The organism is Carboxylicivirga taeanensis (assembly GCF_051851475.1).
Classification (GTDB): domain Bacteria; phylum Bacteroidota; class Bacteroidia; order Bacteroidales; family Marinilabiliaceae; genus Carboxylicivirga; species Carboxylicivirga taeanensis.
Window position 1 is genome coordinate 1 of the sequence record NZ_JBPUSJ010000002.1, and the last position, 18,982, is coordinate 18,982.

At 42.6% G+C, this 18,982-nt stretch carries 19 protein-coding genes; 4 read left to right on the top strand and 15 right to left on the bottom strand.

What is annotated here, in order from left to right; translation table 11 throughout:
* Window positions 1-163: 163 nt before the first annotated feature.
* Both ACSX1H_RS03495 and ACSX1H_RS03500 read right to left on the bottom strand, forming a co-directional pair.
* Window positions 164-1,036 carry a hypothetical protein gene (locus tag ACSX1H_RS03495; RefSeq protein WP_439182246.1) on the bottom strand — a complete coding sequence of 291 codons (873 nt, stop codon included), beginning with the start codon at window positions 1,034-1,036 and terminating at the stop codon, window positions 164-166.
* A 230-nt stretch (window positions 1,037-1,266) separates the two neighbouring features.
* The gene (locus ACSX1H_RS03500; protein ID WP_439182247.1) at window positions 1,267-2,187 is read right to left on the bottom strand and encodes a hypothetical protein; all 921 of its coding nucleotides are present in this window, start codon (window positions 2,185-2,187) and stop codon (window positions 1,267-1,269) included.
* Window positions 2,188-2,709: 522 nt separating this feature from the next.
* Between ACSX1H_RS03500 and ACSX1H_RS03505 the strand changes: the two genes are divergently transcribed.
* Together ACSX1H_RS03505 and ACSX1H_RS03510 are read left to right on the top strand one after the other, a co-directional pair.
* Window positions 2,710-4,569 (top strand): helix-turn-helix domain-containing protein, encoded by a 1,860-nt coding sequence (locus tag ACSX1H_RS03505; protein WP_439182248.1) that lies wholly within the window; start codon window positions 2,710-2,712, stop codon window positions 4,567-4,569.
* 184 nt (window positions 4,570-4,753) lie between these two features.
* Window positions 4,754-5,434, top strand: a complete 681-nt coding sequence (locus tag ACSX1H_RS03510) for a hypothetical protein (RefSeq protein WP_439182249.1) — start codon at window positions 4,754-4,756, stop codon at window positions 5,432-5,434.
* 94 nt (window positions 5,435-5,528) lie between these two features.
* Here ACSX1H_RS03510 and ACSX1H_RS03515 read toward each other — a convergent pair whose 3' ends face one another.
* From ACSX1H_RS03515 to ACSX1H_RS03570, 12 genes are all read right to left on the bottom strand, one after another.
* The gene (locus ACSX1H_RS03515; protein WP_439182250.1) at window positions 5,529-6,329 is read right to left on the bottom strand and encodes a YybH family protein; all 801 of its coding nucleotides are present in this window, start codon (window positions 6,327-6,329) and stop codon (window positions 5,529-5,531) included.
* Window positions 6,330-6,569: 240 nt separating this feature from the next.
* Window positions 6,570-7,289 carry a sulfite exporter TauE/SafE family protein gene (locus tag ACSX1H_RS03520; protein WP_439182252.1) on the bottom strand — a complete coding sequence of 240 codons (720 nt, stop codon included), beginning with the start codon at window positions 7,287-7,289 and terminating at the stop codon, window positions 6,570-6,572.
* 4 nt (window positions 7,290-7,293) lie between these two features.
* A complete protein-coding gene (locus ACSX1H_RS03525; RefSeq protein WP_439182253.1) occupies window positions 7,294-8,217 on the bottom strand; it encodes a YeiH family protein in 924 nt (307 codons plus the stop codon).
* Window positions 8,218-8,290: 73 nt separating this feature from the next.
* On the bottom strand, window positions 8,291-9,178 hold the full coding sequence (locus ACSX1H_RS03530; protein WP_439182254.1) for a LysR substrate-binding domain-containing protein: 888 nt from the start codon (window positions 9,176-9,178) through the stop codon (window positions 8,291-8,293).
* A gap of 178 nt (window positions 9,179-9,356) precedes the next feature.
* On the bottom strand, window positions 9,357-11,522 hold the full coding sequence (gene katG / locus ACSX1H_RS03535) for a catalase/peroxidase HPI (protein WP_439182256.1): 2,166 nt from the start codon (window positions 11,520-11,522) through the stop codon (window positions 9,357-9,359).
* A 296-nt stretch (window positions 11,523-11,818) separates the two neighbouring features.
* Window positions 11,819-12,247 (bottom strand): hypothetical protein, encoded by a 429-nt coding sequence (locus ACSX1H_RS03540; RefSeq protein WP_439182257.1) that lies wholly within the window; start codon window positions 12,245-12,247, stop codon window positions 11,819-11,821.
* 40 nt (window positions 12,248-12,287) lie between these two features.
* Complete coding sequence (locus tag ACSX1H_RS03545) at window positions 12,288-12,905, bottom strand: hypothetical protein (RefSeq protein WP_439182259.1); 618 nt, start codon at window positions 12,903-12,905, stop codon at window positions 12,288-12,290.
* A 41-nt stretch (window positions 12,906-12,946) separates the two neighbouring features.
* Entirely contained in the window at window positions 12,947-13,471 is a 525-nt protein-coding gene (locus ACSX1H_RS03550) for a GNAT family N-acetyltransferase (RefSeq protein WP_439182260.1), read from the bottom strand.
* A gap of 88 nt (window positions 13,472-13,559) precedes the next feature.
* Complete coding sequence (locus tag ACSX1H_RS03555) at window positions 13,560-14,009, bottom strand: copper resistance protein NlpE (protein ID WP_439182262.1); 450 nt, start codon at window positions 14,007-14,009, stop codon at window positions 13,560-13,562.
* Window positions 14,010-14,081: 72 nt separating this feature from the next.
* Window positions 14,082-14,591: a hypothetical protein gene (locus ACSX1H_RS03560; protein ID WP_439182264.1), complete on the bottom strand. Its 510-nt coding sequence runs from the start codon at window positions 14,589-14,591 to the stop codon at window positions 14,082-14,084.
* A 44-nt stretch (window positions 14,592-14,635) separates the two neighbouring features.
* Complete coding sequence (locus ACSX1H_RS03565) at window positions 14,636-15,277, bottom strand: TapB family protein (RefSeq protein WP_439182266.1); 642 nt, start codon at window positions 15,275-15,277, stop codon at window positions 14,636-14,638.
* A 476-nt stretch (window positions 15,278-15,753) separates the two neighbouring features.
* Window positions 15,754-16,203 (bottom strand): OsmC family protein, encoded by a 450-nt coding sequence (locus ACSX1H_RS03570; protein ID WP_439182268.1) that lies wholly within the window; start codon window positions 16,201-16,203, stop codon window positions 15,754-15,756.
* Window positions 16,204-16,371: 168 nt separating this feature from the next.
* Between ACSX1H_RS03570 and ACSX1H_RS03575 the strand changes: the two genes are divergently transcribed.
* Window positions 16,372-17,037, top strand: a complete 666-nt coding sequence (locus ACSX1H_RS03575; RefSeq protein WP_439182269.1) for a Crp/Fnr family transcriptional regulator — start codon at window positions 16,372-16,374, stop codon at window positions 17,035-17,037.
* Between the two features lie 140 nt (window positions 17,038-17,177).
* The gene (locus ACSX1H_RS03580; protein WP_439182271.1) at window positions 17,178-18,014 is read left to right on the top strand and encodes a DUF4382 domain-containing protein; all 837 of its coding nucleotides are present in this window, start codon (window positions 17,178-17,180) and stop codon (window positions 18,012-18,014) included.
* A gap of 142 nt (window positions 18,015-18,156) precedes the next feature.
* Here the strand turns inward: ACSX1H_RS03580 and ACSX1H_RS03585 are convergent, their stop codons facing one another.
* Entirely contained in the window at window positions 18,157-18,660 is a 504-nt protein-coding gene (locus ACSX1H_RS03585; protein WP_439182273.1) for a hypothetical protein, read from the bottom strand.
* Between the last annotated feature and the right edge of the window lie 322 nt (window positions 18,661-18,982).

Sequence of the window (18,982 nt, forward strand, 5' to 3'; positions counted from 1 at the left end):
TCTTACGAACTTTCCAAAATGAGCTGAGCCAAAGCGTTGTATTTGAGTTTATCTTTTCATTTCAAAGCCAAATCAGCGATTTGGCGCTGGTTGCCAGAGATGCGAACTTTACAAAACCCTACGAACGCCTTATGCACTATTGCGGTTTGTTGGGCACAGTTATTTATTTTCTCAGGATTTTTAATATCTTTTCTAACAACCTTCTAGAAGTCCGATAAAAATAGTAGTAATGAAAGTACTGTTTTCTGTAAGTATTCACTACGTTCTTCATTTCAATAAATTCATTTGTTGATTGCATTAACGGACTATCAAATATTCTACTAGCTGGTATTTTATGATTTTGCCTACAAATTTCCATTGAGGGTTCCACAATGTCAGTATAAGTTACAAATGGATGTGTCCTAGTTCTTGGGTCTTTTTGTTGCCAATCGCTGAATTTTTTGTCCAACTGAGAATAAAACATTGCATAATCTTTGTGAATTTTTTGTCCATCCACAAATAAAGCCGTTTTTTCAAATAATTTGCGGTATTCTTCTAGCCCTTCACTATATAGGTCCTTGTAATTATTATATTTTACAATCATTTTTTCTAAGGCACTATAAGATGGTTCTTCCATAAACTTTAAACCCCTTATCAAAGACCAAGTTCTATGAAATGCAGTTTCACGCAAGCCATTCTTTTTAGGGCACAAAGAGTATTTACTATGAAATGCCAAATAGATGTCACTATAATTAAAATTTAGGAACGTGTCCATATATGATAGGCTGACATGCTTAATTAACCAATTCTCGAAATATTCTATATGTAAAGTGTCAATTAATTCCTTAATGCATTTCTCCTTCTTTACTAATTCTCTTATAGTTCTCTCTATTAATTTTCGGAAAGTTCTTCTTGTATTTCTTCGACTGATATAGGATGCGTATAGGTTAAATAAGAACTTTACAATACCTCCTGTAAAAAAGACAAATAATGTAATAAAAATAGGAACAGATACATTGTTATCAACTCCAAAATATTCGTTAATAAATTCTATCATAAATTGCTCTTTGAAATCATTTGCTCAATTGTGCCCAACGGCCTGCCGCATGGCGTCGTAAGGCGATTTAACCTTACAAACTTTCAAATTGAGCGGCGCCAAAGCGCATATTTTGTTTTACATTTCCTTTTAAAGCCAAATCTGCGATTTGGCGCTGACCGCCGAAGTTGCGAACCAACCAAAATGAGTGGAACGCCTTATGCGCTATTGCGGTTTGTTAGCACCCGTGTTTATTTAAATTCTTCATCTATTTCTTTTAACATTGTTTCCAGTTCAACGACTCTATCAGAGAAGCTATCCATAAAAACCTCAGCATCATAATTGTTGAGAAGATTATCTTCTGAAATCCAAACATTCATTCTTTCTAAAATATAATCGATTCGTCTAATTACATCTTCAACTCCTTGCAGCGCTGATATTTTTCCATACCTCTTTATAATTTGCTCTTTAACTGATTCAATTGTTGATTTTATTATTGAGAAGTTCATTTCAGCCAAAGGGTAACTATTATAAATTCCTTCATAGACCTTACTAATGGAATAACTAATACCGTTTGTCAATTCACTAATTTTATTGTCTGTAAATTGTTTCTTATGTGCTTCATATTCCTTTTCCATAAGCTCAATAACATTATCTAAAATTCCGACTACACTATTTTCTTGTTTGTCTTTAAGTTCTTGAATCTTTACATCTCGGAATAGATGTTTATTCAAATCTGAATAATGTGACATTAATCTAAAATGTCCATTAGAAATAGAGTATCTGGCAATAAAATGAAATGATTTGTCTTTTCCTCTTTTAGTAGGATGGCCAATAGAATCATTTCTCAATTCTCTTACATGATAAATATCTGGATAATCCTTCTTCCAATTAATTTCCTTGCCAAATAATGCCTCTGATAAATGATTGATGGCGTCTTGTTGTAAAAACAGAGCCTGTAATAAACCATATAGGTATAAGTACCCTCCATTATTTGAGGAAAATGAAGGCAAACTAAAAAAATCATTAATTGCCAGTTGTGTATCTCCAATAACATCCATAGAAGCACATAGCTTATTCCATTTGGCCTTATCTTCCAACAAGGCCTGCAATTTCCATGGATGGTTTACCAAATCACGGATTCTGTTTTCTCTTTTCTCTACTGCGTTCATTCTGCATGGGTGCTAACTAATTCATATCCGCACCTATTACCGATACATCGCCAATAGCCACTATTACTAAGCAGATACAAGTGGTAATGGATTTATATGTTTTAACAGTAGGCGTTTTCGTTTAAATGTTTTTATGTGGTTATGAGCCTTTGTTTATTCAAATAATCCCCCTTTGGAGCTGTAGCTTACCTGTCTTATGAAGCTAAATTATAATTTATTTCCACAGTAGCCTACTTATCCTAATAAAATGCCGGATAGTGGTGACGAATCCACTTACAGAAGGAGAGAGTGTGAGCGATGGTCTGTAGTTTGGGCAGCTTACCCAAGTTGTCGGGGTGCACAGCCCACGTCATCTGTGCAATAATTAGCTGTTTAGCTAAGCGGTACTATGTCAATTGTCCTCGAGCCGGCCGGGCTGACACGCCTTAACTGCCAGAAGAAGTAATTATTAGAAAGTTAATCCTTACCATTTGCCAAAATATATTGTAATTTACCAATAGGCAAAATGAATGAAGGGACGCCATGGCAGATGATAAGTTTTTGAACAAGGTTAAAGCGGTTATTCTCCAGCACCTTACCGATGAGGACTTTAATGTGAATGAGTTGGCTGCGGCAATGGGGCTGAGCCGCTCACAGCTATTCAGAAAGCTAAAGGAAGAAACCCATCATTCTGCAACGGTTATCATTAGAGATATTCGGCTGGAGGAAGCCCTGAAGTTGATTGAGCAGGAGCAGTACACTATTGCCGAAATTGCCTTTCAGGTGGGGTTTAACAGTCCCTCTTATTTCAACAAGTGTTTTCATGAGAAATATGGTTATGCCCCCGGCGAGTACCAGAAACTTAGGCACATGGAGGCTAACAGGCAGCGCGAACAAGGGAAAAAGGGCGTTCGCATTAAAAACATTATCTATCCGCTTGCCGCAGTAGGCCTGCTTCTCATTATTATACTCCTATTGGGCGAAAAGCGCCATACAGTGGCCCTCTCGCAGCCGGCCGAAGAGCCGTCTATAGCCGTGTTGCCCTTCTTGGACCTTTCTCCGCAGCAGAACAGGGAGTACGTGGCACTGGGTCTTACCGATGCCATTATTCTGGAGCTATCTAAAGTCCGCCATCTGCGTGTTGTATCGAGGGGTTCAGCCGAGTTTGCCCAGGATTCCATTAAGCATTATCCGCTCATTGCTAAAAAGCTGGGGGTTAATCTCCTGCTGGAGGGCTCAGTGGTGTATGTCAACGACAGTTTAAGGGTGAATGCCCAGTTAATTGATCCGGTGCCGGACGAGAAACATCTGTGGGCGCAAAAGTACGAACAGGATGCGAAGGATATCTTCCGGATTACCAACAGCATATCCCGCTCAGTGGCCAATGAAATTCAGCTGGCTGTTACGCCGCCTGGTACTCAATCAGCAGCACTGGAAACGTCTGTTAGTTATGAGCCATACCTGAAAGCAAGGCATTTATGGCAGCAACAAACGCCTCAGTCCCTGCAGGGGGCCATTGAGCTGTTGAAGCATACCATTGAAGAGGATTCAACTTTTGCCCCCGCTTTTAGCCTGCTGGCAGAGTGCTATATCAGTGTGAATAAATTTATCCGTAACAATGAAAAAAAGCTGCAAAACCGGCAGGAGGGACGGTTGGCTATCGACAGGGCTTTGGAAAGGGCCATCGCCTTAGATGGTTCGCTGGCCGAAGCGTTTATCACCAAGGGCAATATTTTGGGTAAATTTGATTATAACTGGCAAGGCATGAAGGAGATGGTTGAGAAAGGGCTTGAACTCAATCCCAACAATGCACTGGGCTATAGTTCGCTCAGTCAATACTATTCGGTAAAGGGTGATATGCCCAAAGCTCTTGCTATGGCCAGGGAAGCCGAAAAGCGAGATCCCCTCAACCCACGCACCTGTAGTTTGGTTGCCAAATGCTATACCTTTTCCGGCTTGTATGAGCAGGCTATCAGGCAATACAGCTATGTTCTGGAAATGTTTCCGAGTTACGGGTTTGCCTGGGATGGCATTGGTTATGCTTATTACATGCAGGGCGATAAGGCAAAGGCCCTGGCCGCCTGGACCGAACTGCACCGGTTTATTGGCAACCACGATTTGGTTGAATACTACCAAAGAGAAAGCTTTGATAGGAGCATCGACTATTGGCTGAAACAAACCACTACCGGCGAAAAGATGTACTGTTCCAATCCGGCTATTATTGCAATGGTTCATTTGTTTGTGGATGATAAAGATGGAGCCATGGACTACCTGGAGTTTGCCTATAAATACAAGGATCCTGATTTGCCATTTATAATCCTGCTGCCCAGTTTCAATAAACTGACTGATACCCCTCGCTTTATGGCCATTGCAGAGCAGGTGGGGGTTCAAATTCCCCGGTAATTAATGGGGCTTACGCTATCCGGCGATTCTAGGGTTGGGGTGTAGGATTCTAACAAAAGAGATGCAACATCAATGCCGGGCTTTCTTATGATTTGAACCATCCGTTTAATACGATGCACTATTTGTTTAATGGCCTGCAACACTTTATGTATGAACTTTGACAGGAACATTAAAATCAATAGCCATGAAAAAGTTTAACTATTTGTCAATTGTATTTATTCTTTTATTGCTCTTTGTTGCCTGCGAAAAAGAAATTAGCGACGTTCAGCAGCCCTATCAAGCCGAATTAAAAGCCGGTAACGCGGATAAAACCAAGCTAACAGGTTTTGATGAATGGGGGTTTAACTACACGGCCCGCCTGTTCGACGGCTACCTTATTAATGCCATGTTTGGCGATCCGGCCTTTATGTACATGCCGCACTATAAAGACATGGTTTATAAAGGTGAAGGGGTGAGCTTCTGGGAAGCTCTTGTGGCCAAATACCCCTACTTTGTGAATATGATGCCTGCTGGCCTGCTCGATTGTAAGCTGATGATGAAATGGAATGATGCCTTGCTATCGAAAGAGGCGGTTTACCCGGATACATGGGTTGATTCCGGCGCCTGGATTGTTTTTCATTACCAGATGGATGATGGAGAGCAGAAATGGACCCAGGTAAGAACACTGGTAGCCAGTAAAAGTACCGATATACTGGATGGTGATTTTTGGTACAATGCCGATGGTGATGAGATTGGAAAAAAATCGTACTACTGGCCCGAATTGATTATTGTTAAGGTGATCAATAATGGAGATAATCCGTATATTCCTTTCGCTATGCCTGATGATTACCTAAGCCCCAATGGAGCAGGAGTTGGTAACTACTAATACAGCAATAGCCAATGTGAAAATAGTTGGCTAAGCAGGATTGCCCCCTTTGGCAGGAAGGGGGCAATCCTGTTTTTAGACATTGCAGGAGCGTTTACCGACTAACGGGTACTACATACATCATTTCCTGCTCAATGAGGCAGGACTTAAAATCTTCCAGATACCGGTCGGCATCTTCTTCCGAGTAATGACTGAACAGGATTGTTTTTACATCATGCGTATGCTGTGGCTTTAGCGGATCGATAAAGTAAAGCAGTTCAGCCTGTCCCTTGGGTTGGTTAAGAACTTTAAACAAGCGGGCTGTGGCCTTTGAATCGGCAAAGTGTTTTTCAAACGCCGGAAAAAATACATCCTTGGCAAAAGTTGTGAGGTGCTCGAGCTTATCGGGCTTAACTTTAGTAATTACCAGGGCCAGCGTATCATTCATAGTGGCTCTGGTGGGCATTGGTCTGGAGCTGTTCCAGATGTCTTTGTTAATTTTCCAGGTATTGTCCTCTTTTTTCCAAACTACCAGGTATCTGCCTTCATCAACCAATTCATTATCCAGCGTGAAATACTGATAGGTTCCCAGCTCATTGGCAGTATTACCATAGGCGATGGCTTCGGAGGTAGACAGTTTAAGGGTGCCCATGCCATAGGCAAAGGCGTCGTGCCACATCTGCTCAACGGCAGCGATGCCCTCCACGGTTTTTTGGTTCGATGGCAAAATAACTGCATCATTGGTGTGGAGGCTGGTGAGCGTCTTGACATCCCGATTTTCGATGGCTGTCATGTAGGTTTTATTAATCGCCTCTATATCAGTAGTAACATCAACAACCTTTGGCGCACAGGCACTAATAAGCAGCAGGAGCAGAGCGAAGTTCAGGTTTCTGCGGACAAACAGTTTTGTTTTCATAACACAATGGTTTTTTTAGGTAAGTACTGCAGGAAGGTTAAGAGATAATTGAGCAGCACAAGTTAAAGTCCTATCGCGTTTTTGTCAATTATTCATTAGGTCATACTCGCGCCGAGGATGGTGCCTTTTGTCGTACTTTATTGATAAAAATCGGCCGCCTGTTCTTTTACCTGGAATAGTGCTATTAAAGGTGTCATCAAGTAATCTGACACCTTACGCGGCTCGTATTTGTCTTGCAGCTTACCCAATTATTAGCATCAGACTCGATAGAAGGGTTATAACAATGTTGATAAGCCGGAAATTACTGCCAGGTATAAGCCGGTTAAGTCGCTTGCCGGCTATTGTGCCCATTAACAGGATAGGCACAAACACCCCAACTTGTTTTAGACTATCCATTGTTAGGAGGCCGGCCGGGATGTAGCCAATGATGGCAATGGAAGCGGTAACTACGCTGAACCAGGCAAATACCTCCCTGAACGCCATTTTATCGATATTGGCTTTATTCAGAAACAGGGCCAGAGGAGGTCCGCTAACCGAAATCGAACCCGTTATTACTCCAATTACTGCTCCTGCCGCCAGATAAGTCCAGTTCGAGAGTTTCTTGAGAGCGGTTCTCTGGGGTTTTAGCGAGAGGAGCGTGATAATGATAAACGCCCCACCGGTTACATGCACCAGCAGCTGTTCATTAATAAATTTAAGGAGCAAGACCCCTGCGATTGTAAAGAGGCCACCTGAAATAATCAGCAGGCGTTCCTGTTTATTAACGAGCTTTCGTTCTTTCTTTTGCAGGATGATAAATATGGAGGCGATGAAATTGCAGATCATCAGAACCGGTATAATTTCTGTCGGACGGTACCACATGATTAGCAAAGGCAGCGATATCAGCGCGAAACCAAATCCGGTGATGCCCTTTACCAGACTGGAAACAGCCACAATTAGTATAATCCAGATGTTAGGCATAGTATTAGTTCATTAATGCAATTAGTGATACAACTCCGGTAATGATCCACAGAGTAAGGCCAAGGGCAAAACTCTTGAAGCCCGATTGTTTAATTTGCTGCACCGAAATGCCGGAGCCAATCAGGAGCAGCGCCACCACCATGCCGCGCTTACCAAGCCAGTAAAGGTGTTCGTAAGTGCTTGAGTACGATGGGAACAGGTAAGCAAACAAAATGGCAACCACAAATAGTAGAATAAACCAGGGAACAGCTACCTTCTTCCCGTTTGTGGTTTTATTGAAAAGGGCTATTACGATGGATAGAGGGATGATCCATAGCGCTCTGATCAGCTTGACTGTGGTGGCTATTTGCAACGCCTCTTCGCCATAAACGGCTCCGGCACCTACCACCGAGCTGGTGTCGTGAATAGCAATGGCTGCCCAGTTGCCAAATACTTCCTGGCTTAACCCAAGTGTATGTCCTACCAATGGAAACACCACCAAGGCCACCGCGTTAAGTACAAAAACCACAATGAGCGCAAAGGAGTTCTGATGGCTTTTGCTGTTAAGAATGGGAGAAACAGCAGCGATGGCACTGCCTCCGCATATGGCGGTTCCGGCTGCTATCAACAGGGAAATGTTTTTTTCTACTTTGAATAGGTGCCCCAACAGCAGGCCGGTCAGCATTACCAGTATAACCGATATACAGGTTTCGATAAACCCATTTTTTGATGCTGCCACCACTTCGGTAAGCTGCATGCCAAAGCCCATGAGCACAATCGACCCTTGTAAAATAGCCGAGGTATACTGCTGTAAGTTTTTTGGCCGCCAACCTAAAAGTGAAAAGGTGATGCCTGCTGCCAATGCTAAAGCAGGTGATACGAAAGGTAAAAAACAGGCGGCAATTAATACCTTATATAGCCAAGTGTAATTTGTAGTTGCTGTTTTCATGCTTCAAAAACTTTCGTTCAAAAGTATTGAAGCTCCATAATCAAAGCAAATACATAATTACTATCACTAATAATTAAAAGTTATAGGAGAATAGGAATGTTTCAAACAGTTCTACCAGTCGACTCTTGTGGCCCTGCTTAAAAGCGGCTCTGAAGGTTCGGGGAATACTAAAATCGGTTACCTTGAGTTTGACCAGACTTTTCATATAGAGCTCGCTCAAAGCTGCTTTCTCCGAAATAATGGCCAAACCGTCAAAGTCCTGCAGAAAGTTTTTGATGGATTCGGTACTGCCTAAATGGATCAGGGTGTTTAAGCTATCGAAGGCAATACCTTGCTGTGTAAACGCTTTTTTAATAACGTCAAGCGTGCCGGATCCTTGTTCGCGTAGCACAAGCGGAAAGTGAAGTAAGTCGTCTTTACTAATGGTTTTTCGCTTGGCATAAACGCTGTTTGCCCCGGTTACCACAATCAGTTCGTCATCCATAAAACGTTTATAACTGATGCCGGCCTGCGACGAATTATTCTCAACCAGTGCAATATCGACCTGATTATTCAATAAGAGCTGCTCCATCTCAAATGAATTGCCATTGATGAGGTGAATCTGAATCTTAGGGTAACGCTTATGAAACGAGGCTATGGTTTTGGGAATTACATACTGCGAAATGGTGGAGCTGGCGCCAATAATAAACTCGCCGGATACAGAATCATGAAGTTGACTCATCTCAAAATCAAGCTCCCGGTATTGGGCGGCAATTTGTTTGAAGGCGTTGTATACCTTTTTGCCGGCGCGGGTCAGGTATACTTTATTGCCTGTTCGCTCAAACAGGCCTATGTCGTAACGGCTCTCCAGCTCTTTAATGTGTTTGGTTACAGCCGGCTGACTGATATTCAGATGTTCGGCGGCCTTTGAGAAACTCAGGTGTTCGGCCACGGCAATAAAAACACGATCGCGGTAATCCATAAGTGCTATAAAATGGGTTGTTAAAGGTAAAATTAGTTAAGAAAATGGCAAAGCTGGCGATTGACTCTAAGAAAATGCTCCGTTGGCAGGCACGAAGGTAAAACTAATGCGCTTATGCATCTAAAAAAGGCCAGACTCAAAGAGGGCCCGGCCCTGTTATTTACAAGCCGTTTAACTGTTATAAATCGAAGCGGTCCAGGTTCATCACCTTATTCCAAACCTGTACAAAGTCTTTTACAAACTTTTCTTTAGCGTCGTTACTGGCATATACCTCGGCCAAAGCGCGCAGTTCTGAGTTGTAACCAAAAAGCAAATCGGCCCGGGTAGCCGTCCATTTTATCTTACCGCTTTGCCTCTCTTTGCCTTCAAACAGCTCCTCATCATCTGCAGTGGCACTCCATTGGGTGTTCATGTCCAGCAGGTTAATAAAGAAGTCGTTGCTTAACACTCCGGGATTATCGGTTAATACTCCGTGTCTGGAGCTTTTGTAGTTAACGTCCAGTGCGCGCATGCCACCAAGTAAAACGGTCATTTCAGGGGCACTAAGGTTTAGTAACTGGGCCTTATCAACCAATAGGGCTTCGGTAGACATCTGGTACTTTGTTTTCTGGTAATTGCGGAAGCCATCCGACAGGGGTTCTAATACCTCTATTGACGTCTTGTCTGTTTGCGCCTGTGTGGCGTCCATACGGCCAGGCGTGAAGGGTACCTCCACGTTAAAACCACCGGCTTTGGCTGCTTGCTCAATTGCCGCACATCCTCCTAATACAATCAAATCGGCCATTGATACTTGCTTGTTTGAGTGACTGTTAAACTCTTTCTGGATAGATTCCAGTACATTCAGTACTTTGTTCAGTTGTGCCGGATTGTTAGCTTCCCAGCTGCGTTGAGGTTCTAAACGAAGGCGGGCACCATTGGCTCCTCCTTTTTTATCAGAGCCACGGAACGTACTGGCTGATGACCAGGCGGTGTAAATCAGTTCGCTTTTGGTAAGTCCCGACTTGATGAGTGCTGATTTGAGTTGTTTAATATCTGCATCGGTAATTACGGGATGCTTAGCCTCAGGAATTGGGTCTTGCCAGATAAATTCTTCTTCAGGTAGTTCCGGCCCCAGGTATAAACTACGTGGTCCCAGGTCGCGGTGGGTGAGCTTAAACCAGGCTTTGGCAAAGGCAATGTCAAATTCTGCAGGATGTTCATAAAAGCGTCTGGATATTTTCTCATACTCAGGATCAAAACGTAGCGATAAATCGGTGGTGAGCATGGTGGGCAAATGCTTCTTATCGGAATCAAAGGCATCAGGAATGATTGCCGGAGAATTTTTGGCGATCCATTGCTTGGCGCCGGCCGGACTCTCGCTTAATTCCCACTCGTTTTCCAATAGAATTTGAAAAAACTGATGGCTCCATTTAGTAGGGGTAAGGGTCCAGGTTACTTCCAGACCCGAGCTAATGGTATCGGCTCCTTTTCCACTGCCATGCTTACTTTTCCAGCCCAATCCTTGCTCTGCCATAGAGGCAGCCTCCGGATCGGGTCCTACATTATCAGCATGACCAGCACCATGGCATTTACCAAAGGTATGTCCGCCGGCTATCAGGGCTACTGTTTCCTCATCATTCATGCCCATGCGGGCAAATGTTTCGCGTATGTCGATGGCGGCTGCCAGTGGGTCGGGATTGCCATCAGGGCCTTCGGGATTGACGTAGATAAGCCCCATTTGCACGGCTGCCAGTGGTTCTTCCAGCTCGCGGTCGCCCGAGTAGCGCCTGTCTTCCAGCCACTTACCTTCGGACCCCCAGTACACATCCATGGCTGACTCCCATACATCGCTGCGGCCTCCGGCAAAACCAATGGTTTTACAACCCATGGCCTCCAGGGCCACATTGCCGGCAAGTATCATTAAGTCGGCCCAGGAGATGTGTTGCCCATACTTTTGTTTGATTGGCCACAGAAGTCTTCTGGCTTTGTCCAGGTTGACATTATCGGGCCAGCTGTTAAGTGGGGCAAAGCGCTGTTGGCCTTGATTGCCACCACCTCGTCCATCGCCAATGCGATAAGTACCGGCACTGTGCCAGGCCATGCGAATAAACAGTGGTCCATAATTGCCAAAATCGGCCGGCCACCAGTCCTGTGAGTCTGTTAACACCTTTTTGATGTCGTTTTTCAAGGCAAAGTAATCCAGACTGTTAAAAGCAGTTTTATAATCAAAGTCTTTGTCCAAAGGATTGGATAAGGCAGAATGCTGCCTAAGAATACTCAGGTCGACCTGATTGGGCCACCAGTCTTTATTGTCCATACTCATTTTTGCCCCCTTGTGAAAAGGGCATTCACCTGATTTTTCCATAACTAACTATTTTTTGATTGCTTGTACACCCCGGTAACGGCATCATTGGCATAGGTGTGCAGTGTATGTTTCATGATAGGGTGTTTAGTGAATCATAAAAGTTACAGATAACCCCGTTAAGTTGCAAGTGCGGGTATTGTTAAAATATTATCTGTTAATTATTTAGGTGGCGGGTGGTCCATGTGTTGGGTTCTGTGTCGGTAGCGTGTAAGGTACAGAGAAGCCGTTGAATAACATGGCATCGATTGGATTGCCTACAGTGTGAAGCTTGCGTTTAGGTGCTGTTTGGCTTTCTATTATTTGCCAGTAAATTCAATGACTTGATCATTCAGGCGAATGGGAATGGAGTCGTGCGGAACTCCTCTGACCAGGTACAAAAACTCAAAACAACAATCGCATTCGTTGTAGCGAGTGTTTAGTTCGTAAATAGCAACCCCATCTTTATAGAGTGTGTCAGTTATCTGGGGAGTGAGCGAATAATACAGGCACAAGGTGTCGTTAACCAGTTGGGCATCGGTTGTAAGCGGTTCGTCTTCATGAGCACAATTGGCGGTGAACCGAATATTTACGAAGCAGGTATCGTTTCTTAGATACAGGTTTGTCACCCGATCTTTGTTACTTGGACTGGCAACATCATCTTGACAGGTCGATGGATAGCACTTAATGAGGTGAGTACTTTGAGCCTTTAAACTTGAGGCAAGAGCTAATACAACGAGGAATATCATTAGTTTTTGCCTGTTAATGTTGGTTTGGGACATGGATTATTTAGTAAGTCGTGTTTCTCAAATATGAATGTATCCTCTGCATGGAGGTAAACCAGCGCTCAATGGTTTGAGGGTCCATCACCCATTCCTGCGGGTTTAGTAATGCAAAATGGGAGACTTCTTTTAGTTCCGGAACAAAATCAACATTGGTTTCATTCAGCGAGAAGTTCATAAACATGTCAGTGCTTAAATTTTCTATCATCATCCGCTGCAGGACTGAATTGCTGAAGTAATGCCTGACACTTGATGCATTATTCCCGCTCGTTACTACTTTGGAATCAAAAAAACGACTGTTGGTTTTGAGTACCTTGGCCGCTAAAAATGGGTTGAGTTTGTCAATAATATTCTTGGGCCGGAAGTTGAGTTGTGTCGCTTTTGGGATAGCTGTTTTAAAGTAGATGCCGCAAAAGATGTTTGGTCCACTTATCCCATTGTAGTAGTCGCTGAAGAGAACGTAGAAGAGCTGCTTGTGCTCATCATAGGGAATGTAAACCGTTCGTTTAAAATGCGGTATTTTTCGATAAGCGGGCAGTGTATATTGTTCTTCTTTTAAAACGATTTGACGACCGCTTCTTTTAGCAAAATCCTTTAGTTTATCAATGTTTGTACTTTCTACCATGAGGGTCTGATTCTGTTTGTTAAATAATCAGCTTTTATCGATTAACGATGAGCGCTGTTTGTTTTTTCAATAATATACTCCAGAAAGGCTTTCCCTTCGCTGGTTTGGCCAGCTCCGGTTTTGAGCATTCCACATTTCTCAGATAAATTGACAGAGCTTTTGTTTTGGGCATACATCCTTGCAACCAGTGTATGTGTTGGCAGTGTATTGAACGCATAGTTGATAAGTCCGAGGCACACTTCTTGTCCGTAGCCTTTTTTCCAATACTTTGAATCGATGATATAGCCCAGTTCCAGTTTTTCAAGGCTATTGAATGAGTCGAATAAGCCAGCCTCTCCAATCACTGTATTGTCTACTTTTAATACAACGGCAAAAATGCCCGTCCCAAGGTGATATTGACGGTTGGCACGTTCGTATTTATTCATCAGCTCTTGTTGTGTCCAACGGTAGTTGCCATCGGCGATAAAGCGCATATTGTTCTTTTTGCAATAGATGGTGCAAAGAGGCTCAATGTCCGAGTGTGCGATCTGACGAACGAGTAATCGTGAGGTCTCGAATACAGTCATTATAGCTGGTTTGATTGACTCCTTTGTATTGGAATGACGATAGGAAGCGACCGAGTAACTGGTGAATAGCTTGTTGCAGACCTTTTTCTTAATTAATAGGAGCTTTTTTTTTGAGTATATAATGGGAGGCAAGCTCGCCACTAATTCTGTTTCCTTCCTTATCTAAGTGAATTAACTGACCTTCGCCTACGAAGTAAAGGTGTTCTTCGATAGTTATTTTATTGTTGTCATCCGACCAATAAAAAGTGCCTGTAGTAGTTTCTGGTTCACCATCTTCATCGATGTACTCAGTGGTTTTTTGGTAAGTCCCATTTTCTTTAAGTTGGATGTTGATTTTAATCCCAGGGCACGAAGCACAAGGAAGTATGCCTGCATAATGGCCGGCCCAATCCAAGGCAATTTTTGCATTATGCATATCAGCGAACTCATTTTGATGGTTTTGCTGCTTCTGTTCTGATTTATTGAAGTTGCATGCGCTGAGCGTCAGGAGCAAAATAAATAGAGCGGTGTGTCCCGGGAGATTCTTTATACTAGTCATGTGTTTGATTTTTGATGAACAAAGATAGGTTCTTTTCAGAGGGTTGTATTTGTAGAAATTATTATTTGAGTTTTACTCTTCAAAAACTTTTTCGATTCGAATACTTTGGGTTTTATCCAGCAGAATCAGCGGGATGCTGTTGAGATTGATTGAGTAGGTGAGTAGCTTATCACCATTGTTCACCATCGCAATGGCCTCTTCATCAAGTTGTGCAACCAGGAGCGTTTCACCATCTTTATCGCACAGATTAAAGCTGAAGTATTGTTTTCTGCTTCTATCGTTGTTGATATGTAGCTCTTTAATTTTTACGGTGGTTGTAAATTCGAGCCGCCAACATTCCATGCCATAGCCATACCCATAGCCTGCATCCATGCCACTGTTATATTCAAATTTGGCCAGACCTCTTTTTACAATTGCCTGTGACTGCACCGGCAATTCAACGGATGCGCTGGTGAAAGTAAAGTTGGTTGTGATGCCTCCAGTCTTTTCGAGCAGTGATTGTGAGTGGGCTTCTGTACCCGCAAGGAGTAATATTGTAAAGGCAAGAAATTGTTTTAGTATTGCAACAGGGATGTGGGTCATAGTTGTTGAATTAGGGGGTTTAGTTCAAAATTAGTAAAATAAAGTTATTTTATTAATTCATAGCTGATTAGCTCTTGCGAAGAGAGTAGGGATTTTAATTCGAAATGTTCACTTTTCACAATGCCAATGTTTTTTGCAAAGTAGTACCTGAAAACATTTTCTCCGGCGTTGGGCGATTGTTCAAAAGCTATACAGTTAAAAGTTCCGCTTGGTGTTGTAATTAGCGTGTCAGAATTGAGGCAGGTGACTAGCAGTGTTCGACTCAAAAAACTTCCATTTTCATTTAGTTGCACATTATCTACCGCCCAGGATTCTCCTTTTTTTGCATCATACTTGTAATAAGTTGAGGAAACAAGTAATGTATCAACATCTGAAATCCCGCCCACTAAAATCAGGTTGCCATCTATATCTTTATTTATTAGAAAGGTAGCGTTATGTGGTCTTTCACCGATGTTATAAGCATATCCTTCAAAGCCGGAGATGATTGTTTTCTTGCCAATCTCATTTATGATTGTATCGATGTATTCAGTCGCATAGTTTTCCCAAGTCTGTTGATAAGTCCATGAGTTGTTTTCGTGAAGCGGTAAAAGGGCTTTCGCGTGATCTGTTATTGTATCTTTTTGGCACGATGTTGACAGAAGAGTCAGGCCTCCCAGAAAAAAGAATAACGTAAAAAAGTTTTTCATTATCAAGATATGGTTAAAATGAATGAATACAGTTGGGTTTTATTATGATGCTTTCGTGAGCCAAACTATAATTATATTTTCCTCGTCTGTTTATTTACTCATTGATATAAATAAAGGTAACCAGATTTATGTTAGTATGATAACCTGTGCTTCACAAAAATCATTTTGTAACTTTCCCCAATCATCGTTTCCTCTATTCACCTGGCAGTGTGGGGGAATCATTACCTTTTCACCGTACTAAATTAATCGATTTCATGAGATGGACGAAATTGTATCAATTTAATTGTTGTGGTTGGTAATGTGTGGGTGAGCAATTGACAGCAGAATGAAAGTTTTGTGTTAGAAGAAGATTTTGCTACCTGTTAGCCTTAGGTTTTTATGTAATGTGAAAGGAAAAAAAGACCCGGTCTGTCCGATAGTTTCCTATCAACAAACCGGGGGAAGGTATGCATATTCATGTAAGTGTTTGCGCTTATCTAGCTAACTTTAACCTCTACTGGTGTTTCGCGGCTAAGGTTATCAAGTACCGGACTGCGGTCGGCCATAACGCTTCGCCACTTTTCGATGGTTTCAGTATCCGCATTGGTTTCGGGGTGCAGCTCAATGGTAATGCCCTGGTAGCCGGCACGATCTTCAGTAGGCATTCCAAAAAGTTTCATGGGGTTAAGTTGACCTGTAATATTAATTTTAAGATCACTCAACTGCATCTCCAGCTCAGTGGCCACTTTAAAGCCCAAAATGTGCATGCATCCGGCTAAGCCACAAAGAATGTATTCAACAGGGTTGGGCGCCTGGTCGGTGCCACCCAACTGGCTGGGTTCGTCAATTAGTACATTAAACTGTCGCACTTTTATTTCAGACAAGGAACTCGATTTGGTAGTTGACTCCACATTAAAATCGATGATTTGCTCTTGTAATGTTTCCATTTGAAAAAATTTAATTTAATACTTTTACAAAACTATAGCTTTGTCTGCGTGTGGTAATGGATGCAAGCATGTATTAAACTATGGGGTGGGGTGTAATTTTACACCCTTGTAAGGGGCGGGGCATACTGCTTAGCCAGCCAACATATAACTATTGAATAATTGTAGCTTATGGAAATTATTTATCCAACGGGCAGTACCTGTATTAACGAGCTTCGGGTTGAAGAGAAGGCCGAACTGTTTGATAGCGCCAAATACCTGGATTTTAAGCTGGGTGAGGTGGTGGTTAAGAAAGGAGCTCCGGTTCATGATTTGTACTTGCTGCAGGCAGGCACTGTCGAATTAGCTCTCGACGATGATCGCAGTAAACAGTCCCTAATGCTGCTTTTCCCGGGGGAGATTATTGGTATTAACTGCGCTTATTCAACCAAAAACTATCGATTTTCAGCACGTGCTCTCACCGATTGTAAAGTGCTTATTATCGATTATCAGCTATTTACCCGTTTGCTAACCAGTAATCCGCGCTTTTCCATGGCTTTTATTCAGTATATATCCATGGTGAATGAGAATTTTCTCAATTGGCATATGAAGCTGACAGAGCGTAATTCGGCTGGCGCATTGGCTTTTTTATTGTGCGAATTCGAAAAGAGCTACGGGCAGCGTTCGTTTGAAGTGCCACTAACCAGGAGTGATATAGCCCGGGTAATTGGTTTCTCAAAAGAGAGCGTACTGAAAAACCTGGCTGACTTCAGAAAGGAGGGAATTGTGGAAAGTGAGGGTCGTAAAATCACCATCCTTAATTACGAACGACTTCAGGATATTTCGGCTTACGGCTAGTGGCTTCAAAAGCAGGCTGTGTGCCAATTGCAAAAGGCTTATTGCTGTGTATTACCTGGTAAAAATATAAGCGGGTGAAAGTAACTTTTAGGTGTTTATAACGTTTTACAGCATTGAAAAACAATTAAGTGTTACTTTTTATGGACGGAAAACATTTGATTGCCATCATGGCGATCGTATTTGCAAGCCTATTTTATAGCTGTAGCAGTGATGAGGTACCTTCTAATGGTCAATTGAAAATGCAACTGGCAGGTGCATCTTTTCCAAGCGATCTGGTGGAAGCCGCTAATGTCATCATTAATAAAATTGAAATCCGAAAAACGGATGATGAAGAGGGTAGTGCCTTTATCACCCTCAGCAATGAGAAGATGGAGTTTAACATGCGGGATTTATCCAATGGTGTATCTACTCAGTTGCTTGACAAAAGAATGGCTGCAGGCGAATACGATCTGGTTCGCTTATACGTAAGTGCAGTCAGCATCAAACTAAAAGATGGACGGGTGTTGGTCGAAAACGTGCCTGGTGATGATGAAACAGGAGTTGACCTATTTATAGAGCCGGTTCTCAAGATAAAAGGAGGGGTAACATCGGACCTGCTGCTTGCTTTAGATGTGAGCAAATCCTTTGTGCTTGAAGGTGATTTATCCGCTCCCACCGGTGTTGAAGGCTTTTCTTTCACACCTGTAATAAAGGCTGCAGATCTGTCAATAACTGGCAGCCTGAAAGGCTACATTATGGATGCCACTGAGACACCTATTGAGGGGGTTCGGGTTCTTGTGCTGGATGGGCAAGAGGTATACACGACCACTTTTACCGATGCGGCGGGTAATTTTGCCATATTGGGGCTGGAAACCGGCATTTACAGTCTGGTATTCGAAAAGCAAGGCTATAAAACCATTACCATAGATAAGGCAGAGGTGTATGCAGCCAATACCACCATTGCTGAACTGATGATGGGGATTGAGGCAGTAGACTAAGGACCTATTTTGCAATAATATAAAAACAGGGAATTCGTTTGTGAATTCCCTGTTTTTGTTTTTTCAAACTGGTGTAGCTGTAACTTATTAGTTGTTGCCGATATTTATTTCCAAGTTCTTTTAAGGTAATACGAATGGATTTTTAAAATCCAATACCCACATGCAGCCCCAAACTGATGTGCACATCCTCCGAATCGGTAGCCACTTCGAGCACAGGGCCAATATGAAAGTCTTTTATTTCGAATTCGTAGGTGGTTTCAAAGTGCATCGCAAAGTGACCTTTACTATGCCCGCCATCTTCAAATGCAATGCCGGGCGACAAGTTAAAGCTTAAACGGTCGGTAGGGCGGTAGGCACCTACCACACCAATCGTATTATGGCCGTGATGGTCAAATATACGTTCGTACCCCAGTCCGATACCAAAGGGTGAGTGTGGTTTCATGTAAATGTAGTGCAGGTGCAAGCCGTAGGCAAGCTCTTTTTCGCTGGTGAAATACACCAGCGAATTGGCAACTCCCAGCTCTGAAGTGTGGTTGTGATGATGATGCTCATCGTGATTTTCAGATTGCGCCTTTACAGGCACCAAACAGATTACAGCCAGTAAGGCTGTCAGGACCAATTTATTTTTTGTACAAACGTGTTTCATGCGATTTTTTTGAAGATTAAACCAATAGTTGACGGTTTTGTTTTTCAGAAAACAAAAATAGTACGAACGGGGCAAAAACTATAGTTGGTATTTGTAATTGCTGAGAAAATTAATGAGACATCATTCCAAGGGCATTAATGGAGGCAATGCGATTGGTAGTTAATTGCTTTCCGATGTTTACCTGCCTGTTTTCTACTGATTAGCTGCTCCCGTAGTTTCCTCAAAGGGAGGATTGAGCGAGCCTGATGTTGGTGTTTTAAATACTCTTCTGTTTTTAATTGCTTACTATCTTTGTAAACGCATGGTTACGGATGCGTCAATC